Source organism: Pedobacter sp. Hv1, from assembly GCF_001412215.1.
Lineage (GTDB): Bacteria > Bacteroidota > Bacteroidia > Sphingobacteriales > Sphingobacteriaceae > Pedobacter.
The window spans coordinates 199,520-225,045 of sequence record NZ_LLWP01000008.1 but is presented as its reverse complement, the minus strand read 5'-3'; the positions used below and the strand labels follow the sequence as shown (position 1 = coordinate 225,045).

At 42.8% G+C, this 25,526-nt stretch carries 30 protein-coding genes; 29 read left to right on the top strand and 1 reads right to left on the bottom strand.

What is annotated here, in order from left to right; genetic code table 11:
* Window positions 1-5 precede the first annotated feature (5 nt).
* On the top strand, window positions 6-989 hold the full coding sequence (locus AQF98_RS15290) for a toprim domain-containing protein (protein ID WP_082435099.1): 984 nt from the start codon (window positions 6-8) through the stop codon (window positions 987-989).
* A 287-nt stretch (window positions 990-1,276) separates the two neighbouring features.
* On the opposite strand, the gene AQF98_RS15285 is transcribed toward AQF98_RS15290, so the two are convergent.
* Window positions 1,277-1,558: a hypothetical protein gene (locus AQF98_RS15285; RefSeq protein WP_055132825.1), complete on the bottom strand. Its 282-nt coding sequence runs from the start codon at window positions 1,556-1,558 to the stop codon at window positions 1,277-1,279.
* A 351-nt stretch (window positions 1,559-1,909) separates the two neighbouring features.
* Between AQF98_RS15285 and AQF98_RS15280 the strand changes: the two genes are divergently transcribed.
* The 28 genes from AQF98_RS15280 (at window position 1,910) to AQF98_RS15155 (ending at window position 25,525) form a co-directional block, all read left to right on the top strand.
* Complete coding sequence (locus AQF98_RS15280; RefSeq protein WP_055132824.1) at window positions 1,910-2,950, top strand: DNA cytosine methyltransferase; 1,041 nt, start codon at window positions 1,910-1,912, stop codon at window positions 2,948-2,950.
* A gap of 109 nt (window positions 2,951-3,059) precedes the next feature.
* Window positions 3,060-3,401 (top strand): plasmid mobilization relaxosome protein MobC, encoded by a 342-nt coding sequence (locus AQF98_RS15275; RefSeq protein WP_161805879.1) that lies wholly within the window; start codon window positions 3,060-3,062, stop codon window positions 3,399-3,401.
* Window positions 3,364-4,557, top strand: coding sequence for a relaxase/mobilization nuclease domain-containing protein (locus tag AQF98_RS15270; RefSeq protein WP_055132822.1), 1,194 nt, complete (start codon window positions 3,364-3,366; stop codon window positions 4,555-4,557). Before AQF98_RS15275 ends, AQF98_RS15270 begins: the two co-directional genes overlap by 38 nt.
* Before the next feature lie 17 nt (window positions 4,558-4,574).
* Window positions 4,575-5,210 carry a ParA family protein gene (locus AQF98_RS15265; RefSeq protein WP_055132821.1) on the top strand — a complete coding sequence of 212 codons (636 nt, stop codon included), beginning with the start codon at window positions 4,575-4,577 and terminating at the stop codon, window positions 5,208-5,210.
* Window positions 5,207-5,548 carry a hypothetical protein gene (locus AQF98_RS15260; RefSeq protein WP_055132820.1) on the top strand — a complete coding sequence of 114 codons (342 nt, stop codon included), beginning with the start codon at window positions 5,207-5,209 and terminating at the stop codon, window positions 5,546-5,548. Before AQF98_RS15265 ends, AQF98_RS15260 begins: the two co-directional genes overlap by 4 nt.
* Complete coding sequence (locus tag AQF98_RS15255; RefSeq protein ID WP_055132819.1) at window positions 5,545-5,871, top strand: hypothetical protein; 327 nt, start codon at window positions 5,545-5,547, stop codon at window positions 5,869-5,871. The genes AQF98_RS15260 and AQF98_RS15255 overlap by 4 nt, the downstream gene beginning before the upstream one ends.
* Before the next feature lie 8 nt (window positions 5,872-5,879).
* Window positions 5,880-6,194, top strand: coding sequence for a DUF4134 family protein (locus AQF98_RS21945; protein WP_082435097.1), 315 nt, complete (start codon window positions 5,880-5,882; stop codon window positions 6,192-6,194).
* A 41-nt stretch (window positions 6,195-6,235) separates the two neighbouring features.
* Complete coding sequence (locus AQF98_RS15250; RefSeq protein WP_055132818.1) at window positions 6,236-6,547, top strand: DUF4134 domain-containing protein; 312 nt, start codon at window positions 6,236-6,238, stop codon at window positions 6,545-6,547.
* Window positions 6,547-6,855 (top strand): hypothetical protein, encoded by a 309-nt coding sequence (locus AQF98_RS15245; protein ID WP_055132817.1) that lies wholly within the window; start codon window positions 6,547-6,549, stop codon window positions 6,853-6,855. The genes AQF98_RS15250 and AQF98_RS15245 overlap by 1 nt, the downstream gene beginning before the upstream one ends.
* Complete coding sequence (locus AQF98_RS15240) at window positions 6,827-9,328, top strand: TraG family conjugative transposon ATPase (RefSeq protein WP_055132816.1); 2,502 nt, start codon at window positions 6,827-6,829, stop codon at window positions 9,326-9,328. Before AQF98_RS15245 ends, AQF98_RS15240 begins: the two co-directional genes overlap by 29 nt.
* Window positions 9,325-9,987, top strand: coding sequence for a hypothetical protein (locus AQF98_RS15235; protein ID WP_055132815.1), 663 nt, complete (start codon window positions 9,325-9,327; stop codon window positions 9,985-9,987). Before AQF98_RS15240 ends, AQF98_RS15235 begins: the two co-directional genes overlap by 4 nt.
* On the top strand, window positions 9,984-10,637 hold the full coding sequence (locus AQF98_RS15230) for a hypothetical protein (RefSeq protein WP_055132814.1): 654 nt from the start codon (window positions 9,984-9,986) through the stop codon (window positions 10,635-10,637). Before AQF98_RS15235 ends, AQF98_RS15230 begins: the two co-directional genes overlap by 4 nt.
* A gap of 2 nt (window positions 10,638-10,639) precedes the next feature.
* Window positions 10,640-11,308 carry a hypothetical protein gene (locus tag AQF98_RS15225; RefSeq protein WP_235524237.1) on the top strand — a complete coding sequence of 223 codons (669 nt, stop codon included), beginning with the start codon at window positions 10,640-10,642 and terminating at the stop codon, window positions 11,306-11,308.
* 3 nt (window positions 11,309-11,311) lie between these two features.
* Window positions 11,312-12,091 (top strand): hypothetical protein, encoded by a 780-nt coding sequence (locus tag AQF98_RS15220; RefSeq protein ID WP_055132813.1) that lies wholly within the window; start codon window positions 11,312-11,314, stop codon window positions 12,089-12,091.
* Between the two features lie 6 nt (window positions 12,092-12,097).
* Window positions 12,098-13,237 carry a plasmid transfer protein gene (locus tag AQF98_RS15215; RefSeq protein WP_235524236.1) on the top strand — a complete coding sequence of 380 codons (1,140 nt, stop codon included), beginning with the start codon at window positions 12,098-12,100 and terminating at the stop codon, window positions 13,235-13,237.
* Complete coding sequence (gene traK / locus AQF98_RS15210; RefSeq protein ID WP_200911899.1) at window positions 13,237-13,857, top strand: conjugative transposon protein TraK; 621 nt, start codon at window positions 13,237-13,239, stop codon at window positions 13,855-13,857. The genes AQF98_RS15215 and traK overlap by 1 nt, the downstream gene beginning before the upstream one ends.
* Entirely contained in the window at window positions 13,835-14,254 is a 420-nt protein-coding gene (locus AQF98_RS15205; protein WP_055132812.1) for a hypothetical protein, read from the top strand. Before traK ends, AQF98_RS15205 begins: the two co-directional genes overlap by 23 nt.
* 10 nt (window positions 14,255-14,264) lie before the next feature.
* The gene (gene traM, locus AQF98_RS15200) at window positions 14,265-15,476 is read left to right on the top strand and encodes a conjugative transposon protein TraM (protein ID WP_055132811.1); all 1,212 of its coding nucleotides are present in this window, start codon (window positions 14,265-14,267) and stop codon (window positions 15,474-15,476) included.
* Window positions 15,477-15,487: 11 nt separating this feature from the next.
* Entirely contained in the window at window positions 15,488-16,333 is an 846-nt protein-coding gene (gene traN / locus AQF98_RS15195) for a conjugative transposon protein TraN (protein WP_055132810.1), read from the top strand.
* Between the two features lie 60 nt (window positions 16,334-16,393).
* On the top strand, window positions 16,394-18,424 hold the full coding sequence (locus AQF98_RS15190; RefSeq protein ID WP_055132809.1) for a TraM recognition domain-containing protein: 2,031 nt from the start codon (window positions 16,394-16,396) through the stop codon (window positions 18,422-18,424).
* Between the two features lie 50 nt (window positions 18,425-18,474).
* The gene (locus AQF98_RS15185) at window positions 18,475-18,903 is read left to right on the top strand and encodes a hypothetical protein (RefSeq protein ID WP_055132808.1); all 429 of its coding nucleotides are present in this window, start codon (window positions 18,475-18,477) and stop codon (window positions 18,901-18,903) included.
* Between the two features lie 12 nt (window positions 18,904-18,915).
* On the top strand, window positions 18,916-19,407 hold the full coding sequence (locus AQF98_RS15180; RefSeq protein ID WP_055132807.1) for a M23 family metallopeptidase: 492 nt from the start codon (window positions 18,916-18,918) through the stop codon (window positions 19,405-19,407).
* Window positions 19,408-19,409: 2 nt separating this feature from the next.
* Window positions 19,410-19,574, top strand: coding sequence for a hypothetical protein (locus AQF98_RS22180; protein ID WP_161805878.1), 165 nt, complete (start codon window positions 19,410-19,412; stop codon window positions 19,572-19,574).
* Entirely contained in the window at window positions 19,564-20,793 is a 1,230-nt protein-coding gene (locus tag AQF98_RS15175) for an ArdC family protein (protein WP_055132806.1), read from the top strand. The genes AQF98_RS22180 and AQF98_RS15175 overlap by 11 nt, the downstream gene beginning before the upstream one ends.
* 29 nt (window positions 20,794-20,822) lie before the next feature.
* The gene (locus AQF98_RS15170; protein ID WP_055132805.1) at window positions 20,823-21,635 is read left to right on the top strand and encodes a DUF4099 domain-containing protein; all 813 of its coding nucleotides are present in this window, start codon (window positions 20,823-20,825) and stop codon (window positions 21,633-21,635) included.
* On the top strand, window positions 21,635-22,270 hold the full coding sequence (locus tag AQF98_RS15165; protein ID WP_055132804.1) for a hypothetical protein: 636 nt from the start codon (window positions 21,635-21,637) through the stop codon (window positions 22,268-22,270). Before AQF98_RS15170 ends, AQF98_RS15165 begins: the two co-directional genes overlap by 1 nt.
* Before the next feature lie 412 nt (window positions 22,271-22,682).
* Window positions 22,683-23,738, top strand: a complete 1,056-nt coding sequence (locus AQF98_RS15160; protein ID WP_152969734.1) for a hypothetical protein — start codon at window positions 22,683-22,685, stop codon at window positions 23,736-23,738.
* Window positions 23,735-25,525, top strand: a complete 1,791-nt coding sequence (locus tag AQF98_RS15155) for a hypothetical protein (RefSeq protein ID WP_055132802.1) — start codon at window positions 23,735-23,737, stop codon at window positions 25,523-25,525. Before AQF98_RS15160 ends, AQF98_RS15155 begins: the two co-directional genes overlap by 4 nt.
* The last annotated feature ends 1 nt before the right edge of the window (window position 25,526 follow it).

The following is a 25,526-nucleotide window of genomic DNA, read 5'->3' as shown; positions in this document are numbered from 1 at the left end:
AGCTTATGTCCAAATTTATAGCGGTTGCCGACTTACAGGAACTTTCCATTGTCGATTTTCTGGCAAGGCTCGGCCATCAATCAGTTAAAAAAACAGGTAAGGAGCATTTTTATCATAGTATGCTGCGAGAGACCAAAAGAGATACCCCATCTTTTACCGTATGGGACAATGGCGGAAAATGGCTCGACCGGGGCGGGGCTGGAGATACCAACATTAAAGGTGGTGGGATCGTTCAACTTGGTATGGCACTATGGCCAAATCTTCCCTTTGTAGAGGTATTGCAAAAAATCCAACAAGTTAGCGAACTGGATACTGCTTTGATACCCGAATACCTTCCACAAAAAGAATATCCTTTCCAAAAAGAAGAAGATACCTATAAATACGAAGTGGTCAGGGTACAGGAAGCTGGCGACAACTTTATTCTGGCGAGATACCTGGAATCTAGAGGAGTTAAGGAGGTTGCAACAGGCCGTCTTAATACTATCTATTACTGTAACAAACATGATCCAGAGGACCAGCGCACTTTTTATGCCTTAGGCTGGAAGAACGAACATCAGGGTTGGGAGCTTGCTACCTCAAATGGCTTTAAGAGCAGTATTGGACCTAAAGGAATTTCCATTATTCCTGGGTTGGCTGGTCATATCGCTATGTTTGAAGGGTATATGGATTACCTAAGCTGGCTCAAATTAAACCCGGCGCAGATCATGCCGACAGTTATCGTGTTGAATTCTATTTCCATGTTAAGCCGTGCAATAGAATGGGCTGCCAACATTCCTAAAATCGACATCTATTTTGACAATGACGGACCAGGTATGAGGTCTGCACAGGAATTGATGGCCAGATTGCCGCAAGCTACCGACAGGTCTAATGAATATACAGGATATAAGGATTATAACGATAAATTAGTTGCAGAACTAAAAGAGGCTACCCTTGCTATTGACAGGCCATCACAAGAAGAACCGACATTAGCAACTAACCGAAAAAGGTAATGTACTCCCATTTGTCTATCTGTATATATTTACATACCTATAGCTGTATATACAGCTATGCTAATATTCATTTATACCAATAGCTTTTTATGTATTTATAGCCATATTCAGAAATACAGTTATTTAAATAACGGAATATTCAGATATGGACTTAGTTCAATAGATGTCTATGCAATTATAGCCATATCCAGCTAAATGCAAGCATGGTTATGTAATCATACGACTATCTGGCTATCCAAATAACTGTTTAGATATTAGTATGTGTAAACAAATATCCCGGTAGGTATTTATGAAATCCAGCGGGGATTATCGTGTATGTTTCCAGAGGCATGTAAAGTAAACTCGAAACTATTACTGTCGTTGCCCACAATAAAGACTAGCTCTTCATTAGGTGATACGATATATGGATGTAACAATATGATCGTGTCGGGAAAATTATTGGCAATAAGCTTCAGGTCCTGGTCATTTGGCACTTTTATAGAAATGTTATCGCTATTGTTGAATATTTGCCATTTCGGCATATCCTGCTTCACCAATAAATTGAACCACTCCTCTTTATGTTTGCTCATATTATAAAATTTAGTTAAGCAAAGATAATCCGTTAAAACCTACAAGTAAACAGTACAATTTTTTTTGTTTTGTAATCGGCAAGTTGTGTTTTTGTACGTACAACCAGCCCCCTAGGGCTTGGCTGACCCACAAAAACGAACTTGCCCTAGACTAGCCCACCCCGATGGGGAAAGGGCAGTCTAGGGAAGAAAAAAGCTCGCAACTTGCTTTTTTTTCCTGCATATAGGCAATATCCAACGCCTAAGCACCTGCTTCACTCCAATTTTTTAACCCAAACCTTATTTTATGCAGACTATCTATTTTAAGATGGCCAAGGCCATCTATCCCCTAGCTCCTAAATATAGCTATCCATGATTAGGCATGGCAGTTTATTCAGTGGTATCGGTGGTTTCGATATCGCCGCTACCTGGCTTGGATGGCAGAATGTTTTTTCCTGCGAAAAAAATCCGTTCGGCAAAAAAATACTTCAATATTACTGGCCCAATTCCATTCATCATGAAGACATATTCCAATTTAATGCAACTAAGTTTAGGGGACACGTTGACATCATCAGCGGAGGGTTCCCATGCCAGCCTTTCAGTAATGCCGGAAAGCGAAAGGGCAAAACGGATGACCGCTATCTCTTCCCAGAGGCTTGCCGAATTATTACAGAAGCAAGGCCCGAGTGGATCGTTCTTGAAAATGTTGCTGGCCTGTTCAGCATTCTCGAGCCAGACAGTCTATCTGAAATGGAGATCAAAGCGGTTGAGCTTTTTTGTCAGAACAGTGACCAGCAGCCAAACAGTACCATCATTAGACTCCAGCAAAGGGTCATCGGAAACATCATTTCAGAAATCCAGTCAGCAGGATATGTACTGCCCGAGCTTAAGGACGGCACACCAGTCGTGCTGTGTATTCCGGCTGCTGCTGTTAATGCACCCCACCAGCGAGATCGGATCTGGTTTGTTGCCCACGCCAACAGCGACAGAGATGAGCAATACCAAAGTGACCATGGCACAGGTACTCGATGGCAGGAAGTTGAGCGACAGGAAGAACGAAAACGGAACTGGGGGACAAGTATCCTTAACGGATTTTCTAATCTATCACACACTTCAAGCGCAATCCAGACCTGCGGGGCAGCAAACCGAAGATATGCCCAGTTCAATCCTGGACCACTTGACCCAGATCCTTCCAAAGAAGCATCAGATTGGCAGAACAGGATTCCCGACTGGAAAGCATGGCCGACTCAACCCGCGTTTTGTGGCGGAAATGATGGGCTTCCCCCCGAATTGGACGGAGTTACCTTTTCTTCCTGGCGCACGGAAAGTGTAAAAGCCTATGGCAATGCCATTGTACCACAGGTGGCCCTAGAAATCTTTCGAGCCATTGCTGCTATTAATTCATATCAATAACAGAAAATTTATGCCGTTCGGTTTTAATAAGAATGCATCCGTACCCTTAACAAAGACCCGGCGATTTGAACTTCGATTGAGTGAAGGGGAACTTCAGCAATTTCTAGAATTGGAAAAATACCTGGGCATTACCAGATCAGATATTGTCCGCATCCGGGTATTGCAAAATTCACAGGGAATGCTGATCAATACCAAAGAGCTGATGAAGGTTCTTGATTCCACAGGCGCCGAACTAGGCCGTGCCGGTAACAACATTAACCAATTGGCACGTCATGCCAATGTGCTTGCAAAACAAGGTATGCTTAACCAGGACATCGCCTTGGAGTTTAACAACTTGCTGGGCAACTATATTACCGTACAACAGGAACTGGAAAAGACCCTGCGCCAACTTATCCGCTTAATGAAAGGCAAACATGATCGTAAAGATACTGGCTCCATCGGCCACCTTTAAAGCTGTTCGCTATAATACCGATAAAGTGGATAAGGATAATGGCGAACTGATGAAAGTAGCAAACTTCGGCGCACTTCAAGGTTTGGGACAGCTGAAACCATCGGATTATGTCAATTATTTAGAGGCTCGTTCTGCCACAAGTAGCAGGATCAGATATCCCCAGTTTCATGCCGTAATTTCCTGTAAGGGAAAATCGCATACCAAGCAAGAGCTGACCGCCATCGCTGAACTTTGGCTCAAAGGAATGGGCTACGGTACGCAGCCCTACCTTCTGGTATTCCATAAGGATACGCTCAACAACCACATCCATTTGGTTTCTACCCGCATTGATGAGAGCGGACGCAAAATTAAGGATAGCTATGAAAAAATACGGGCCTATCAGGTACTGAACCAGGTAATGGGCATCGATGAAAAACAACAGGCAGTTACGGACATCGAGAAAGCCATGGAATATAACTTTAATACCCGTGCCCAGTTTATGATGCTACTGGAAGCAAAGGGCTATACATTAAAACTGACCGATGGATATTATTTGGTTTGCAGGTATGGTAAACAGCAAGGCAGTATCGAACTAGCCTTGGTAGATGCACAGATTGGCGCATATCGAAAAGATAGAGATCGTCTGGCCCAGCTTAGGGCTATTACAGAAAAATATCGTGGCAGTCATGACCCAGCCCTAGTGCGGGCAACGGTGCCCCTAGCTGGAGGTAAAGCGACAAAGCCCCAAGGTTACACTTCGGAGCTGGCCGAATTTCTCGCTTCAAAATTTGGTATGCAGGTACTTTTTCACGGCAAAGACGATAAGCCAGCCTATGCCTATACCCTAGTTGACCATGCAAAAAAAATCGTTTTCAAAGGAGGTGACTTAATGCCCTTGGCAGAATTTACCAAGAACTTAGAAAATGTTATCCCTATATCAGAACACTATGCCAGAACAGATGCTTCACTTGCTGATGAACAAATCAATGATACTTCACAGGAGGTGGCAACGGAATATGCGCCTGCCTTTGAAACCAACAGCTTTTCTTCAGAACAAATCCTAGCCTCTACCTGGCTATCAGAAATTAACCTAGAGATTTCAGATGACATTGATGATGAGGCCATCTTGGGCCGTAACCGGCAACGCAAGCGCAAGGCCAGAACTAATACACGCTAACTAAATCCCTATTAATTATGGTTATACTCATAGGAAACCAGAAAGGTGGTGCAGGGAAAAGCACGATTACCCTACTTTTTGCCAACTATCTCACCGGGGTTCGTGGTCGCCGGGTCACCATCCTGGATATGGACTACCAACAGTCCCTGTACTCAAAGGCCGAAAAGGCAAAAATTCTTGAAAATCAGCCCCTTTACGAAGTGGTGTCGGCAGAACTGAAAAGCTTTCCCTCATTGCACCGTGCACTTTCTAGCAGGCCCGGCGAGTTGATACTGATCGATTTGCCGGGCAAAATGGACGATGATGGCCTGTTGCCATTATTCGCTGCGGCAGATGTTATTTTATGCCCATTCTCCTACGATGAATTTTCTGTAGATTCTACGGTGCTATTTGCCATGGTGTTGCGCAAGGTCAATGCAAGGGCTCCCTTTATTTTTATTCCAAATCGCATCAAAAGCACGGTTCGGTACGAGACAAAAAGTGAGGTCGAAAAAGTGATGCAGCAGTTTGGAGTGGTTGCCCCAGCACTTGCCGACCGTGTAGACTTTCAGCGTATCAGCACATTTCAGACCCCATTAATCCTTTACCCCGTTGTACTGCCGCTACTGGATCTGGTCTATGAACAATATCTGGCTTGGGAGGAACAGACATGAACAAAATCAGATCGCTAGCGGATGAATTAAGGGAAGCAATAAAAAATGATGGGCAAGCTGTACCCATAAAAAAAACAATAGCCCGGAAACAGGTGCCGAAAAATTCTAACAGGCCAATAGATCATCTGCTGGAAAGCATTTTGGCCTATGAACTGAACGGCACGGAAAAACTATTGATCCGCTTAGATGACAGGACCGTCTTTCTATTGAAGCAGTTAAAGATTGCCGGATCCATTGATATGAACAAACTGATCGCCTACAGCTTGCAGCACTTTCTTTCCCAACATCCCGAACTCATACAATATATCAAAGAAAACATAAAAAACATTGAATTATGAACTGGAACCAATTTCTTCTCAGCCTTGCTGCTGTTTACCTATTTTATTACGCACTGAACGTAATCTTTGACCTAATGTTCCGCAAAGGTAGCTTACCTGTTACCCAGGATCAGGGGCAGGAACTGATATTTTCTGAACAGAACGTGCCCAAGCAGATCGTCCCTGATGCTGATGCTACCGGCCAGCAGCCCCAAGCGCTACCAAAGACCAGGCAGGCAATTTCTTCTGGGTTACTACAATCTACCGGAGCGGTTGGCATCAAACAACTTTTTGCCCTTGCCCATGCAGACTTGATCGAATATACCAAAGCTATCCCTTACTGATATTACCCATGGATTTTATTAGATCTTTTTTGAAGACAGCCCTGGCTGTCTTTTTTTTTGTCCTACCAACTTGTTGCCTGGCCCAACCAGGTATATCAGAATTTTACCAAGCTAGCGGTGAGATGCATCGTTGGTATTTCAGTATGGCCGACCTAGTACTGGTCATCGGTGCCATTAGTGGCATTTTTGGGGGGCTGCGCATTTATGCCAATTGGCAATCTGGTAAACACCACATCGATGCCCAGGTCATGGGCTGGTTCTTTTCCTGCCTTTTCCTCTCGATCATCGGGGCAGTACTCAAAGCCCTTTATGGGATCCACTAAACAAATTTTCCATTTTTTAACCCTTTTTTAATCTTTAATCCATGATAGTAAAAACTAAAAAACTGTTTGCAATCGCTGCGCTTTCTATGTTGGCGGTACAATCTTTATTTGCCCAAGGTGGCGGCCAAACAGGAATCAATGCAGCCACCTCTTCGCTAACCGCTTATGTTGATCCCGTCTCTACACTGATCCTTGCCATCGGCGCAGTGGTTGGCCTGATCGGTGGGGTTCGTGTGTACATCAAATGGAATTCTGGGGATCAGGACATCAACAAGGAGCTTATGTCTTGGGGCGGATCCTGCCTTTTTCTGGTGCTGGTATCGGTAGTCATCAAGGCATTTTTCGGCGTATAATGACCGCTAAATATCCAATCTATAAGGGGCTTCAAAAGCCCCTTATCTACCGTGGCTTTAAAGGGAAATTCATTTATTGGGGCATCGGCTCCCTTGCAGGTGGCCTGATCCTGGGCGGTCTGATCGGGTCATTGACCAGCATGTACCTAGGCGGCTTTTTGACCATTGCCCTGATATCGGCAGGTCTGGGCTATACCTTTTTTCGGCAAAAGGACGGTCTACATGCCAAAACCCGGAATACAGGGGTCTTTATCCATCCAGTCCATTTAAAAATCAATCATGCAGCGAGAAAGAAAAACAGCATTTAAAATGCCTTATGCCGGGGTCGATACCTATAACGGCCTACATATACTGTACGGGGAGAAAGGCGATTTCTCTATGATCCTGCACATCAATAATCCCGTCCTTCAATTTGGAGCAAACCCAGATGCCTTTTGTGCCTATCAAAATCTGCTATTGAATATCATTAAGATAATGGGAGAAGGGCATATTATACAAAAGCAGGACGTATTTATCCGCAGGAAATATAAGCCTGCAGCTGCCAGTGAATTTTTACAGCAAAAGTACAATGCACATTTTGAAGGAAGGGAATACACCGATATTAAAACCTATCTGGTTATTACCAGGCAGGTCAAGCGTGGAACTTTTTACACTTTTGATAAAAAGGTCCTCGCTGATTTTTTCCAGAACATAGCTAAAATTTCCGACCTGTTGGCCAGTGCCGGAATGAATCCCCGGTATCTGAACGAGGCCGAGATCAACCGCTACATAAGTAAAGTGCTCAGCATGGAATTCGCCTCGATCCATACCGTACTCAATAATATGCGCTGTGGTGACCAACAATTGAATTTAGGCGATCTGGCTATCCGCTGCATCAGCATGGTTAATACCGATTGTGTGGATCTGCCGGAAAAGGTCGGCGTTTATACCGAAAAACAGGATAATCAGGGTATGCGGGATTTTCCTGTAGATAACCTTTCCTTTTTGCATCAGGTTCCAGGATACCGAGTTATCATCTATAATCAAGTGCTGGAAATACCACCTCAGCAAATGACACTCAATAAACTGGAACTGAAACGTAAACGGCATTCGGGCGTACCTGATCCAGCCAACTTGATCTGCGTAGAAGATATAGACCTGCTACTGGTTGATGTGGCTAGAGAAAATCAATTACTGGTTAATGCCCATTATTCCATGATCGTTTGTGCAGAAGAGCAGCAGATCAACAAGGCAGTCAATTATATCGAGGCTGCACTTTTTCAACAAGGCATTATTCCCTCACGCAATGCCTATAACCAGCTGGAACTGTTTCGCTGCGCCCTGCCTGGCAACGGCGTAGAACTGAAGAAATACGACTGGTTCTTGACTACTGCCGATGCTGCGCTCTGTTTCTTTTTTAAGGAAGCCCTGTTAACGGATGAACCCTCAGATTTCCTGATCCGTTTTACCGACCGTCAGGGCGTACCCGTTGGGATAGACTTGTCAGACCTGCCCATGCGTACCGGCCGCATCAATGCACGCAACCGATTCTGTTTAGGCCCCTCAGGTTCTGGAAAATCGTACCTGATAAATGCGCTAGTCGAGCAGTATATGCTGTACAACATGGATGTGGTAATAGTGGATACGGGGCATTCCTATTCTGGCCTGTGTTCCTATTATAATGGAAAATACATTACCTGGTCGGATAGCAAGCCGATCACGATGAACCCTTTTGCCATTGATGAAAGTGAATATAATATTGAAAAAAAGGACTTTTTATGTACACTGATCAGTCTGTTATGGAAAGGCGCAGAAGGTACGGTCAACACCGTTGAAAGGGACGTGATCTCGAACGTAATTTCCGCTTATTACAGCCGGTATTTTGATAAAGAAACCAATCAACATGACAGGATATCCGAGTTGAATTTCAACTCCTTTTATGAATTTGCCCTAAAGAAAATCCCACAAATCAAAAGCGAAGAAAAGATACCCTTTGATCTGGACGAATTTCGCTATGTACTGAAAAAATTCTATCAGGGCGGTGAGTTTGACAGCATCCTGAATGAACCTGCCGATCAGTCTCTGTTCTCCGAACGTTTCATTGTTTTTGAAATCGATAATATAAAAGAGAATAAGATTTTATTTCCAGTGGTCACCCTGATAATTATGGACGTTTTTATCCAGAAAATGCGCCACCGGACATCCCAGCGCAAAGCATTAATAATTGAGGAAGCGTGGAAGGCCATCGCATCACCATTAATGGCCGGATACATTCTTTATCTCTATAAAACAGTACGAAAATTTTGGGGCGAGGCTATTGTGGTCACTCAGGAGTTGGGAGATATTATCGGGAACGAAGTTGTAAAAGATAGCATCCTGAGTAATTCGGATACCATTTTCCTGCTAGATCAGAGCAAGTTCAAGGAGAACTATAAAGAGATCGCCAAACTGCTTTCCATTACTGAAACTGAACAGAAAAAGATATTTACCATAAATAAACTGGATAATAAGGAAGGCCGTGGACGCTTTAAGGAGGTTTACATCCGCCGGGGCAGCTCGGGAGAAGTGTATGGCGTAGAAGTTTCCATCTTCCAATATTTGGCCTATACTACCGAGAAGCCTGAGAAGAATGCCATTGAAGTTTACTTAAAGGCTCATGGCAGCTACCAAGCAGCACTTGAAGCCTTTGTTGCCGATCAGCAGAAAAGCGGACTGCCATTAGAAAACTTTGTCCGCAATGTTAACCAAAATGGAATGCCCACTGCCAGTGATGTCACCTATTTTAAACCTGATTTTATATGAAAAGAATAATTTTGATTACAGGAATGTTCCTATTGGGGCTTTCCGGTTTTGCCCAGATCTATATCGATCCTACTACTGCAGGCGCCATGGCTGCCCATTCTGGAATTATAAACAACCAGCTCAATAGCACTAACAATAACCTTACCCTGATCCAAAGAGGGCAGCTGGCCGTTACCGGGCAACTGGTCATTGTCAATGACCTGCAGCAGCAAATCTATCGTGGACTGAGCGAAGTTTCTGGGGCAGTTCGTTCCCTTTTGGCCATTAATGACATTGCAGAAATCAGCATAGATATCGTATCTGACGTAAATAAGGCCGTCGCTCTCGCACAGGACAACCCAGCACTTTTGCTATTTGCCGAAAATGGTGCCCGAGAGTTCAAACGAAGAGGAACTGCCCTTGCAGCAGAAGTAAGCTCTTTTGTATTGCAGGGTGGTATAAACAACCTAATGGATTCAGGGGAAAGGGCAAAGCTTCTTGGCCGGATTAGAACCGAGCTGATGATCTTGCGAGGTGTTGCATACGGTATGCACCGAACCATGTTCTGGGCCAAACAGCGTGGCATATTAAATTCCTTGAACCCATACGCAGGGTACCTCAATATTGATAAACAGATAGCGGACGATATTATCCGAAACGCCAAATACCTCAAACAATGAAAACAGCGATCATAACAATATGCCTTCTGCTTGGCATGTTCAAATCAGCTATTTGCCAGATCAACGTGGAACTGCTTCACCAACTGGTAGCAGAAAGCAAGAGTGAGCATAGTAGACAAGATCAGGCAAAAAATAATCAGGCGCTAACCTCGGCCAATGAAGAGGTCAATCGGGGCCAGATGGTCAAATTAAAGACAAAATACCGTGAGCTGAAAAACCGGTTCCATACCGTGGGTCTTGCCATCGATGCTGCGCAGATTGGACTGGAAGCAAGCCCTGTTATTTCGGAGATCATCCGCCAACAGGGCATTATATATCAGTTGGCAAATGATAACCCGCTGCTGATTGTTCTGGCCATACAGACCGAAACTGATCTTGCCGACCGGGCAAGGATGATAGCTAATTACATCGTAGCCCTCGCCCTAAGCATCGGGGATATCAATCAAATGAAGGCTAGTGATCGTAAGATGTTGTTCTCACATGCGCTGACGGAGCTCCGCTTAATCGAAGGCGCCAGCAAAGGGCTTGCCCAGTCAATGATGCAGGCGGGGCGCAAAAAATCACTGAATCCTTTTGCAGATTTTATCAACCAGGATACCTGCATTGTGGACGAAATTGTCCGCAATGCAGGTATCCTAAAAAACCAATAACGATGTACAGATTATTTATGACCTACCTGTTGCTGCTAGCCATGATCAAAAGTAGCAAGGCTCAAACGATAGTATTTGATCGCCAGCACTTCAACATTGTCAATGAGAACGGCGGTGTGCGTTTGGCAGCAGAAAACACCCATAACAGCTATCTCAAGACCATCCAGAACAGGTTGGATGACATTAATATCAATGTCAGCTCTGTGGTCATGGTTCAAACGCTGATCCACAGCTCACTCACCCAGATTAACCGGGCATTAAAAAGTGGGATTGCCATAGCGCAGATTGGCGAGATTAGTAGCGAAATAATAGAAGAGAGCAATGCCATGGTTAGTATGGCCTCCTCCGAGCCTTATCTGCTATTATTTGCCGAAGATGTGGCACGGCAGATGAAAACACGCGGAGTAAACCTAGTTAGCGAGGTTTCTGCCTTTGTACTCAAAGAGGGCAGCAATGTGCTAATGGACTATGAAAAGCGAGACGCGTTGCTCCGTAAGATCATTTTGGAACTTAAAGTGATGCGTGCCCTTTGCTATGGCATGGGCCGCTCGATGTACTGGGCCAAAACCAACGGAATACTGAAAACAGCCTATCCCTATCGCGGCTTTATTAACCAGGATACCCGCATGGCAGATGAGATTATCCGAAATTTTAAACTTTTAAAACAATAGCTTATGAAACATTATTTCTTGGCAGCGGTACTCATGCTGCTCACCCTATCTCTATGGGCCCAGCGAACCATTAGGGACAGGCATATTACTAATCAGCAAGAGCGCATGGTATTTAAACAATGGAGCCAGAGCAAGTTCACACCGACCAGCGGTTTTCTGGGGCTGAACCCAAATTATCTATTAACCTGGGCATGGCATCCGAACTACCCCAATAACGACCTTCGACCTCTGGGCCCGGCAGGCCCACAGACCCAGCGGCTGGCCTTTGCTGCTGCCATGCAGCATACGGAAAACGCTTACAAGCTCCATGCTGATACCCTTAAAAATACAGCCATTAGCGAAGCGGTAAATTACGCTGCAGTTTTTTCCCGTACAGATCCCTTATGGCAGCTTTATTACCGTCATGAACTAGAGCCGCTATTGAACCAGCAGGATGACCAGCTACTAAATGGCACAACCCTAAAAGAAAAGGACTACCTGGTTCGCACTGGAGTATACAACTGGTTCAAGGAAGAATCCGCTGGAATTAAAGAACGTTTAGAAGGTGCCATGAATGCCACCCTTGACAGGGGATCTCGAATACTGGCCTATCACCGTCTTTTGCTAGAATATCGAAAGCTCAATGCTTCCTGGCAAGCAAAGAAGCTATATGCCCGAAGGTTTCTGCTATTGAGCGAAACGGCAGCAAAAATAAAATCAAGGCAAGAACCCATTGCCGTCCAAAATGGTAACCGCACCGATCGCCAGATCGCCGATGATATCCTGAGCAAATCCAAACTCTAAATCAACATGATGAACATAACCAATTTGCTGACCGGCACTGCCGGTTTTTTTGTGCAATCAAATTCCACTGACGTGCCGGATTCCTTTAAAAAGACCTTTAATTTTTTACAGGGAAATGGCGTGTACGAAGAGGGCATGATGCACTTTCTAAAGGCGATGAAAAACACGATCTGGACACATTATGATGCCTTTATTGCCGATGCACAGGCATTATCAGCCATATTCATGCTCATTTTCTTTGCCATAAAATCCTATGAAATGATGTCCGGGGACAAAAAAATGGAGATTATGCCATTGCTTAGGCCATTTGGCCTGGTCATGGTTATTCTCTGGTGGTCGCCCTTTACCAGAATGATTGCCTATCCCACCGATATTATCGCTAATAAAACCGAGTTGATGTTCAATGACAGCCAGACCGGGGTCAATAACTTGCGGATGGAACGAGCACAGTTGATGGTACAGGTAGCCGATCAGCTACTGACTGTACAGGCCCAGACCGAAACGGCAAAAGTAGAGGCAGATACCTGGTATGAGAATGCATGGGAATCGGTTAAATCTAGCGTAAAGGAAGGCTTTGCCGAGGTCTGGAATCCCATTGTAGAATTACGGAACCGAATGCAGGTAGGCATGCAGCTACTAGCTACTTCTATCCTAGAAACATTAGCCCTTTGGGTACTGCGGATATGTGTATACATCATTTTTATTATACAGATCATCTTTTCCACCATACTCATCATACTAGGTCCCTTTTCGGTAGCGGTAAGCATATTGCCCGCATTCAGGGATAGTTTCAGTACCTGGGTCGCCCGCTTCATTTCGGTCAACCTGTATACCGGTATTGGTTTTCTGGTTCTGTATGTAGCCTCGCTATTTCAGCATTATGCTATGGAAGCTGAAATCAGTCGCTATAAGGAGCTGGTAGGTTCTTCCAGCGACAGCCTTGAAAAACTTGGATGGTTTGCAGGGAATGGCCTGCTTTCATTCGGTATGGTCATCGTAACCTTTCTGATCGGAGGATTGACCATGCTGACCGTCCCAAGTATCAGCACCTGGATCGTATCCACTTCAGGAATTAGTTCTGCCGCATCGACCATGGGCCGAGGGGCTTCCAATATGTCCAGAATGCTAACCAAAATGATGAAATAATGATCGTAAAAAACATAGAATCCAAAATAAGATTGGCCACCTTTCTCTCTGCCGGAAGTTTTCTAACGGCGATAGTGATGGTGCTGGCCGTTTCCTTTTTCGCTTACCAGCAGGTTGCCGATGCCAGAAAAAGCGTATATGTACTGGATGCCAATAGTGTTCCGCTGATGGCTAAACAAACAGATGTACAGTTAAACCGAGCCGCAGAATACCGCTCGCACATCAATATGTTTCACAGCCTTTTCTTTTCGCTGACCCCAGACGATAAATACATCGAATATCAGATGAAAAGGGCGATGTATCTGGTGGATGAAAGCGGTGCGCTACAGTACAATAACTTGAAAGAAAAAGGATTTTTCAATTCTATCCTTTCTTCAAGTGCGGTGCTGACCCTACAGACCGATTCTATTCAAATTGATGAGGTTCGCAAATATTTCAGGTATTACGGCAAGCAAAAGATCGATCGTCGAAGTTCCACCATCATTCGCTCGCTGGTAACCGAGGGAGAACTGAAAGACCTAGAAACCCGCTCGGACAATAATCCCCATGCAGTATTGATTACCAGATGGAAAACCATTGAAAACAAAGATCTTGAAAATGTACAGAAAAATTCGTTCTAACCCCCCAGCTAATTTAGCTCAGGAACTCACAAAGGAGTTCGGGAAATACTTTCTCTACCTAGGTGTTTTTTGCAAAAGGATAGGTAATAAATATCCCCACCAGCTTTTTGCCCTGATGCTAACCAGTATGCTGCTTTCGGGCATACTCGCCTTTACGGTCTTGCGGGTAAGCAAAGCTCCTCCACTTCCATCACTTGCTGCCTCTGGCACTAGTCCGATCACCCAGGGTTTTGGGCAGATTATACAGTCTGGGCAGGCGCTCAAAGAAGTACTTGACCTGCAAAGCCAGATCAATACCGTACTGCACAAAGATAGCCTTGGCCCAGCCGATAGCCTGCTGCTCAAAAATGCCATTCGACGGCTAGAAATTATCAATCACCAACTCAACCCTAAATAAAGGAATAATTATGAAAATCAATTTTAAGCAGCCAAAATACATGCTCCCGCTAATCTTATTGCCTTTTCTGTGCCTTTTATTTTACGCATGGAAAAGCAGTATCGGAAAAGATGAGCCTGTCTCCCAGGGCGGAAATGCACTACAGGACAATGTGGTCGAGGTTTCCGACAACATAAAAAACAAAGGTCTGGAAGATAAACTGGATGCCTACCGCAAACAGTTCAAGGATGGCGATGGCTATACCGCAGTTGGACAGATTGGCGAGGAACAGACCAAGGTGCAACAGATGCCCGATCTGTACAACTTGCGAGAGAAACGAATGCTGGATTCCATTGACAGGGAAATGAAACGCCGGTACGGCAATGTTAGCCAGCAACCTAACCGTTCTTATTCCAGCTTTGCTGATGCCAGCCCGAAAACACGAAGCACTCAAAACAACGGCTCTGATAAAGAGCTAGCTGCTGCCATTGCCAAACTCCGTGAACCTGCACCAAACACAACAAGAGCTAGCAGGCAGGTCGAAACTGACCCTATGAAAGTATTTAGGGAACAGATGACCCTTATAGACAGTATGGGAAAGGTCAACGATCCGCAGTATAAAGCCCAACAGGAAAGGGAAAAAGAAATGGGGCTGGCAGCGCAGCGCATAAAAGATCAAAAAAAACTCAAAGTGACTAAAACATCAGCCACGGCCGCACTTTTTAACACCATTTCAAGTGACGTGGAAGATGGTTTTATCCGTGCCATCGTGGATCAGGATATTACCGGTTATGCAAGTTCCAGACTCCGCATTCGTCTGCTTGATGACATGACTGCTGGGAAATTTCTGATCAAAAAGGGTACCTACCTCTATGCCCAGATTACAGGATTCAGCGGACAACGGGTCAACCTCTCGATTAGCTCAATTTTTCAAGGCAGCTCCATCTTGCCAGTTCGGCTCGATATTTACGATAATGATGGCATGCCGGGGTTTTATGTGCCCGCTTCCGCGTTTCGTGAATTTTCAAAAGAGCTGGGCAGTGAGGCATCTCAGGGCATGACCATCCAGCAACAGGCCGAGAATAATAATCAACTGGTCATGAGCATGCTCCAGAAGATGTTCCAGTCAACCACCACTGCTGTTAGTAAGCTGATCCGTAGCAATAAGGCAAAATTGAAATATAATACCCAGGTCTATCTTATCGACCCCGAAGAACTCAAAAACACCCAAAACAAGTATTAACCCATATACAGATGAAGAAGTTTATTATTTTCCTATTGATCGCCCTAGGGGCGGTCCAAATAACCTACGCACAAATCTCATTAGATGTTTATCGTAAGGATTTGCCAAATATTCTGATCAGCCGCAATGTTTCCCTACATTTTATTTCTCCCGAGCCCATTCATTATGTCGACATATCCACGCATTCCCTAACAGGTGATCTACCGATTAAAAATGTATTGAGGTTAAAGATTATTCCGGATTCGCTATCCAACCTTTCTAGTTCTGGCCAGAATATTGGCATCGTGACCATTGTGGGAGAAAGCTTTATTGCCCAATATAATCTGTGCTATTCTAGCGGAATGCAAACAGAAATATTACCTGTACTGGTAAATATCCTACCGGAACATACCAGGCCGCTAGATGTCCCGGGTACTTCTCTTACGTCCAAGCAAATGGAGAGTTTTGCGCTGGGTATTCTGGCTAAACCTACTGGTAAAACGCTACGAAGCTCTACCGATTATGGTTTAAATGGAACACTTAACTACGTTTATACGGCTGGTGATTACATTTTTCTTGATATCAGTTATTACAACAAAACCAATCTGTCCTATGATATAGACCAGCAGCGTTTTAAGATCGAGGACAAAAAGATCGTTAAGGCTACCAATGTACAGTCCGTTGAAATTAAACCCGTATGGCAACTCTATCCCACCACATCCTTTAAAAAACATTACCGAAATATCTATGCGCTGAAAAAAACCACATTTCCCGGAAACAAGGTACTGAACATCGAGCTGACCGAAAAGCAGATTTCTGGTAGAACATTAACATTAAAAATCAAATATGGAGACCTGTTAAAAGCGGACAGTTTATAATTATCCATTTATGGAAGAACCCCGAAGGTTTCCTTCCAACCATTAAAAGACAATTTACCTATGGAAGAAACCAAAGAACAACAGAGCTTGCACCGCTTCCTGCAATTTGGCATCTATTTGTCTGTTCTGATTGAGATTTTCTTGTTTTTTTATGCTAGTAAGCTGATAACTCAGGATGATATGGACAAATACAGCCTACGCCTTTTTGCTATTAAACTTGCCAGGATACCATTTTACCATGAGCTTTTTTACAGTAAGTTATTTACCCTGCTGCTGATCTGCCTAGTTTCAGTTGGTACGCTCAGCCGAAAAAAGAAAGACCTCAACCCAAAAAACCATATCGCTTATCCGCTGTCCGTTGGTCTATTCATTTTCTTTTCTGGTATCTGGTTCCAAGGCAGGGCGTCCCCGTTGGTTACTGGCTGGTTTGATGTTATCTATATCGGTAGCACATTTCTAGGCACAATCCTCATTCATGTGGCAATGGATAACGTATCCAAAATGATAAGTTCCCGCCTGGGTAAGGATAAATGGAATGTAGAGGGTGAATCCTTTATGCAGCCAACTAAAAGGATCGATACGCCCAGTTCGGTAAACATCCCTATGCAATTTTACTATAAAAATAAGGTATGGGACGGTTGGCTAAACCTAACGAATATCTATCGTGCGGTGCTCAATATTGGCGTACCAGGTTCGGGCAAGACTTTTGGTTTAATCAATCCAGCCATCCGCCAGCTGATCGCCAAGGAATTTTGTGTCTGTGTGTATGATTACAAGTACCCCGATTTGGGTCAGATTGCCTATTACCATTACCTATTGGCCAAACAGAACGGTAAATGCACCAAGCACACTTTCCATGTTATCAACTTAAACCAGGTTGAAAAAAGCAGGCGTATCAATCCCTGGCGTAGCGATTATATGGAAACTTTGGCAGAAGCTTCTGAAAGTGCAGAAGGTTTGGTAGAAGCATTAAAAAAAGGAGATAAATCCCAAGGCAGTGACCAGTTCTTTACCCAATCGGCCATTAATTTTTTGGCAGCCTGTGTTTACTTTTTCAGTAAACATGACGGCGGAAAATATTCCAGTTTTCCGCATGTACTTTCATTTTTGAACTGTTCCTATGATGAAATTTTCAGTACGCTGTTTTCCGAACCTGAACTGGCCTCATTACTTTCTCCTTTCCGTAGTGCCTATCACGCTAAAGCCTTTGATCAGCTGGAAGGTCAGGTTGGTACGCTGAAAATATTTATCAGCCGACTTGCCACCAAAGAAACCTTTTGGGTATTTTCTGGTGATGATTTCAATCTGAAAATATCAAACAGGGAAAGTCCCGGTATTCTGGTACTGGCCAACGACCCCAATACGCAGAACATTAACTCGGCATGCTATTCCATCGTACTGAACCGCATTACCAAGCTGATGAACCGAAAGGGCAATCTGCCAGCGGTACTGATCATTGATGAAGTTCCCACGCTATACATCCATAAGATTGAAAATCTGATTGCAGTAGCTAGATCAAACAAGGTAGGGATTATTTTAGGTCTGCAGGAACTGCCTCAATTTAGGCAGCAGTACGGAAAGGATACCGCTACAACCATTACCTCGGTCGTTGGAAACGTACTTGCCGGTTCAGTCCGCAATAAAGAAACACTGGACTGGCTAGAAAGACTTTTCGGTAAGGTCAAGCAGCAGAGCGAAAGCCTGAGTATTGACCGTAACAAGACCTCGATATCTTTGAGCGAACGACTGGAACCATTGATTCCAGCCGGAAAGATCGCCGCACTAAGAGCTGGCGAAATGGTGGGTATCCTGGCTACTGATGCGGCTACGAATTATACAGGGAAATTCGAGACCTCGGCGATAAACTGCAGGATCAACCTAGATATGGCCGTAATCGAAAAGGAAGAACAGAATTACCGCCCATTGCCGGTCTATTATGATTTCAAAGGCAAAAAAGATGAAGTACTGCGAGAGAACTTCCATAAGATTAATCTGGAAGTACAGCAAATAGTAAAACATTTTAAGCCAGCCCAGCCAACGGTTACCGTACCCCAACCAAAGGGAATGATGAAACCAACCATTAAGAAGTAGCTGTTCTGGTTACACTGATAAATATTTTTTCACACCTAACATTTAATATTATGGACAATTTAACAGGCCACCTAGTTCTGGTACACCCCAATTTGACCAAAGATCCGGTGCATCACCAGGGCGAGGTAGGTATCATTACAAGTACCGACCTCGCCAAAGATGAAATATATGTTGGTTTTGGCACGAACCAGCTTGGTCTTTATGCTGCCGATGCGTTACTGGTGCTCAAACCCCATAAGGAGCTGTATGAAGATATACTGGTTAACATCAAGAAAATGGATACCCCAGACTTCAAAACCTTAATGGAGATTACGATTCTGCAAGAAAAAAATTCGGTGAGCTTTCTAAGGGATGCCATGGAGCTGGCAATGACCAACGAAAGAACTCTTGCTTATAGCACCATTTCATTACAGGATAAGCTTGATCTCGCTAGAGAAGAAAACCAATCGCAACAGCAATCTAGTGGCGTTGGCCGCTAAATTTCCTGCAAAATGATACGTTTATTTTTCTTAGTTACACAGTTCTTGCTTTTTCCCATTTATGCGCAGGGGCAAAATAACTCACCGATCTGCCTACCCCTTGGGCAGCTATATGTCAATTCTCCTTTCGGAAAACGCATTCATCCCGTGACAGGGCATCCTGATTTTCACCGGGGCGTTGATCTGGCAGCACGTTACGATCCGGTTTTCAGTATCATGGATGGAAAGGTGAGCGCTACGGGCTATAACCCTATTCTGGGCAACTATGTAAGGATTATGCACGGACAGTTCCAAAGCGTTTACGGCCACCTTTCCTATATCCTAGTCTTATCGGGGGACGAGGTAATCGCTGGACAGCCTATTGGTATTACCGGGGCGACAGGCCGGGTAACAGGCGAACACCTACATTTTAGCATCAAATTCAGGGAAAGATACCTGAACCCACTGTTTTTTTTGAAAACACTGATGACATCTGAGCAAGAGACATCAGTATTAAACCAATAATTATGGAACCACATTTAAGATCATTAGAAGATAAACTGCGCATGCTTGCCGCAGGTGAAGCAATCGGGTTAACTGCGGCCGAGGCCGCCGTTTATGGGGTAGAATATGCTGATATGCTACCCGAACCAGAACAAAGTTCCCAAGAGGTGGAAGATTATGGCGAATGATAAGATACAGGCGCTGCACGTACAGGTTGCCGAAAAACTCATCCAACAATTAAAGGACGGAACTGCTCCATGGCAAAAACCATGGAGCATCGAAAACACTCCTGCCTTTGAGCTGCCATATAACGCCCTGACGGGAAACCGGTACAAGGGCATCAATATTTTTTCCCTGCTGACTGCTGGATATGACGATCCGAGATGGGTAACCTTTAAGCAGGCAGCGGCCAATGAATGGAACGTTAAAAAAGGCGAAAAGGCTTCGTTAATACAGTTTGTTAAAACCACAGACTTGGTGGCAAAACGGGATGAAAACGGCAAGCCGCTACTGAATGCAGAAGGAAAACAGATTAGGATACCAATAAAACTGGATAGGCCCATTATTACCACCGCTTGGGTGTTCAATGCCGCACAGGTAAACGGGATCCCTTCACTGCTAAAGGAGGGCGCAAACGAACTGGAATGGAATCCCATCGAACGTGCGGAAAAATTGATCGCAGGCTCTGGGGCATCTATTGATCATAAAGCGGGAGATAGTGCTTACTACAGCCCATCAAGGGATAAGATTACCATACCCTTAAAAGAACAGTTCGATGCGCCAGATAAATATTATGCAACGCTGCTCCACGAACTAGGTCACTGGACTGGCCATAAAGACCGCCTAGACCGTAGTATTATAAATAAGTTTGGTACCCAGAGGTATGCCCGCGAGGAACTACGGGCAGAAATAGCCTCCCTTTTGATTGGGCAGGAATTACGCATTGGTCATGATCCTGGTCAGCATACCGCTTATGTTGGTGATTGGATCAAGTTACTTCAGGATACCCCATTTGAGATCCATGCGGCCGCTGCGGATGCGGAAAAGATATTTAATTATCTCACTGGACTAGAACAAAAAAGGGAGATAGAAAGAATCGAAGAACCCTTAACAGAAAACAAGCCCCGAAACAAAGGTGCTGGTTCAGAATATCTTTCCTTAGGGGATGAGATCTCATATAATGGTGCGCATTATAAGGTACAGGGACATCTGAAACAGGGTCGCCTGCGGATGGAGGAACTGGAAAGTGGAAAGAGCTTTATCCTATCCAAAAATGATGGACTATATGGTTCCTTACTGAATGTTAAGTTGGGCTTAGCCCATACCCAAAAAACTGCAACCGACAATAGCCTAACTGTAATTGCTTCTGAAAGACAGGAGTTAGCTGCCCATACCCAAAGGCGATAACGATTTTAAGATCATAAAAAAAATTAATTATGGAAACACCTATCAAAGAAAATGAACTGCCTATAAAAGAATTGGAAAGGCTTGGGCTTTATCAGAATGGGAAGCCGAAAATGGCTTCCGATAATCTGGATGCACTGCTAGCTGGTCGCAGGACAGATATGCTGAGTATGGAAAATCTACAACTGGACGGCTTTACCATACGCCAGTTGGATGCAAAGTTGTCATTGACCAGAAACGAAAAAGGCAAAGTTGAACTCAATTTGCATCCAATCTATAAACAGGCAATTTCGCACCCTCTGCTCAGCGAAGAAGAAAGCAGGAACCTCCAATCCGGAAAGTTGCAGTCTGTACAGAAAGCGTATGAGCAGGCTGATAAAAAACTCGCACTGCTCGCTATCGAATATGATCAGCAGACCAAAGAATTTATTGTCTACCGTCCTGATCATGTCGAAGTACCCTTAAAGGTAAATGGGGAAACCTTATCAGAAAAACAGAAAAAATCATTCCGCAATGGCGAATTGGTAGAACTCGGCGATGGGACACGCTTTCAGCACAGCGCAACCGACAGCAAGGGAGTTCGGTCTGACACTAAACATCTGATCCTTTCAGTATTGTTGGATGGTGGTATTTCTTATCTGCTGTTTAAAGGGGTTCGAAATTTAGTTGGTAACAGCGAGAAACAAAAAGAGGAATTTACCAAGGGCTATGATAAGGCTATGAAAGAAGTGATGGACCAAACAAAAAAGGATAGAGAAACTGGTAATGTATCATTGCCACGAAATGAAGAGCATAGCCACAAACCACAACAAGACCGTGGTTATGGGCGAAATGCCTCTCGCTAATGCTCTCTTTTACCAGTTCAGATCAGCCCAGAATTAAATCAGAACTAAGAGACTTTTTCCTTCAGTTTTCTGATCTGGAAAATGGGGATTGGAAATTCCCATACTGCCTTGACAATATAGAGATTACATCAGAGTATTGGGGGTCAAGAAGTTCTATACCGTCGACTGCTGGCATTTGGTTAGCAGCCGACGGTTTCCCAGCACAGGTTAGACATCTTTTTCTTGGCTATTCTGCCTCAGAGCTGCTATGCTTCTGCCAATATTATTCCAATTGGCTCGACACCTCGGTAGTGGTAGCATTTGCTGCGCTGGGCTTATTGCCCAGTTACCAGCAGCTAAATTTCCTTTATGCACAATTCCCCAATGCCAAGGTGCATACGGTTTTTGGCGCAGGGCTTACCGGAAAGGTAATGGATTGCAAGGTTGCGCTGTGGTTGGGCAAAACAGATGCCTCTTTTGAAATCAGGGATGAACTTGTCAAAATCAATTACCGGGGAAAGAGTTTCAATATTGCTGAATGCTCGTTTTCGTTGAACCGATTTGAAAAAACAACAGGTTTACGTTTAGCAATCCGTACCCACAAGCCCAAAGGCGGTTTTATGTCCTATCAAGAACTTTTTATGAGCGCCTTTTAATTTATCTATTTCCTAAAAACAAAAACAACGAAAAAATGAAAAAGCTATTTCAAAAAATTGACTAGATCAGGGCAACTAATGCAGCTACCTTAAAGCTTGAAGACCCAATTTCTCATAATCTTCTACTCGTTAAGTAAGTCAAGTTTTTCTGTTAAACTTGACGATTTTCTATTAAAAATCATTAATTTCATTTCGAAATCACGATATTATAGCAATTTTGGTTATTAATTCGAATTCGGGTTACCTGAGCCGTATTGCATAAGTACGATAGAAAGGTCATTCGCTTTCTTTTTTTGCTATTGTATTTTCTCTTTTTCAGAAGCTACGGGAAAAACCATTTTTTTTTGTAAACTTGACATACTTATATCTGATAAGATTATTTTTTTCTTATCTGGTTGTTAAATTTAGTATAGTGAATATCGAAGAAGAATTTTTAAAAATTACGGACAAGTCTGTATTCCCGCATGAAAAGGATTATTTCTGTATTTACAAGACTTTTAAAAATGCGTTTGATAAGGATGTTCATCCAGAAATTAAGACGAAAATCTTAGAGATTGAAAAGTCAGGTTATTACAATGACCATGGTGTAGATCATATCAGAATGGTTATTGACAGGGTTTCTAAGATTATTAGTTGCTTAAATCCGTCATTTAATCCTGGCACTGATAAGTTCTATATTTCACCATATGAGATTTTCATTCTCCTAATGGCTATTCAATTACATGATACAGGTCACTTAATTGGAAGCAGGGTTGAGCATGCAAAAAAGGGAAAGGAGATTCTAGCAAAATTCGATGCTGGAAAAGCCTTAAACACTTCAGAAAAAATGGTTATTGGAAATATTGCGAGGTCGCATGGCGGCCAAGATGATCCAATTGGTAAACTTCAAACTTCAGATACACTATCTCATGAAAGAATTAGACCGCAATTTTTAGCAGCGTGCCTTCGGTTGGGAGATGAACTAGCAGAAGATTTAACACGAGCCTCTAATTTTCTCCTTGAAATAAATCAGATAGAAGAAACAAGTAAAATCTTCCATTTATATTCAGCAAGCTTAGATAGCCTTCATCTCAACGAGAAGGAAATACAATTAAGCTTTTATGTTGAAGATAAATACCTAACTGATAAATACCCTAAACAAACAAAGAGTGGTATTATTGAAGAATATCTGATCACCGAAATATATAAGCGCACCCAAAAAACTTTTTTGGAAGCGTTATATTGCGGCAGGTTTCTCCCGGAAATTTGCAGATTTAATAAAGTACGAGTAAAAATCCACTTGCTTACTTCGTCTGATCACGATGAGATTATAGCTCCTATTGCTTACGAGCTAAAAGAAAATGGCTATCCAAGTCTCGACAAACAAAATATTTTTGATGCATGTGCAAGTCTCACTTTACATGGTGGGCAACATATAGATGGCGATTATATCTCTAATTTAGTTAAGGCAAAAATACTGACGGCATGAAAAATCCCTTTGAAGTAAATACGCCAGAAGGAATTTCTGCGAAAGAAGTACATGAGTTATTCGTTGATGTCTTCACCGATTTTTATCAAGTGCCTGAAATTGGTCATACATTTTTAAATGGTCCTAGGGGTTCAGGAAAGAGTATGATGTTTAGGTACATGATGCCCGATTGTCAAAAGATAGATAGGAATTGTGGGCTTAATGAACTCAACTATTTTTCATTATATGCTCCAATAAAATTAACAGATATTAATTACCCAGAGCTGGATAGATTAAAAGATAGTTCCAATACTTTTTTTAATGAACACCTTTTAACTACGTATGTTGCATCTAAATGTTTTAAAAGCATCCTACAGTATAAAGATGATTTTGACAAGTGCTTAGCTGAAATTAAAGATTTTTATTGCAATACATTTTTATGGTATGTTGATATCTCTGGTCAAGATATTGAAAATTATAAGGTCGAATTTGATAATCCAGTAAGCTACTTTGAAAGAGTAATCAAAATACTGGATGAAATCTTTTTAAAATGTAAGACCTATTGCAAAAAGGTGGCATTGTCTCCCTCTTTGCCTTTAGAATATAATGGTCCTTTATGTAATTATTTAGATTTTTTATATCCAATACTTTTGGAACTTAAAAAACTTTCATTTTTTCCTGAGGATAAGCCTATTTTTCTATTGGTGGATGATGCTGGGTATTTGAATGAAACACAAACCAAAATTCTTAATACTTGGGTTTCTTATAGAACCTCAAAAGATATCAGCATTAAGATATCTACGCAATTAGATTATAAAACCTTAAAAACGGTCACAAACAAAACGATTGATTCACCACATGATTATTCACAGGTTAACATAGCAACTGTCTACACAACGCCCAACAATAACTATTATAAGCGTATTGAAAGAATTGTTAGTAAACGTATTGAAAAATATTTGGAGAAAAAGATTGCTCCAACTGACTTTTTTCCTTTTGACGCTGACCAGGAGAAGGAAATCGAAGAGATTAAAGCTAAATTAAAAATTGAATTTTCAAACCCAAATAAATCTTATGCGGGAGGTGATGCCGCTAGGAGATATGCTACTTCCGAGTATGTAAAGCGATTAAAGGGAAGTCGTGCAGGTTCTCATTATAACTATGCTGGTTTCGATAATTTAGTAGATGTTTCATCTGGTATTATACGTCATTTTCTAGAGCCGGCCACCAGGATGTTTTCGAACCATATTTCTAGGAATGAAATTCAAATTCCAGACATTGATCATATACCCGTAATGGTTCAAGATTCCATAATTAAAGAATACTCAAGTAGTTTTTTAGAAAATGAATTTCAAAAAGTTATCGAGGAACATGGACATAAAAATGAGAATGAGCGTTTAAGTAAAGCAGATAAATTATATAATCTTATCATTGGTCTTGGACAAATGTTCCACAGAATATTTGTTTCAGATAGAGCTGAAAGAATAGTTTTTTCAGTTGCCTTAAATGATATGCCCGACAATGAATTAAAAGAAATAATTGACCTTGCAGAACATTATGGATATTTGCATAAAAGTTCAATTGGGAACAAACAAGGTACAGGTAGGTGTAGGCTTTATATTTTAAGTCGTACTTTATCCCCTTATTTTAAATTGGATCCAGCTGGTTTTAAAGGCTACAAATTTATGAACAGTAGTGTGTTAAAAATAAGCCTAACTGACCCTTTAAAATTTGAACGTGAAGCTAACAAAACACTTTCTAATGGCGACGAAGATCAGCAACTAAGTTTACTAACTGAACTCGAATAAC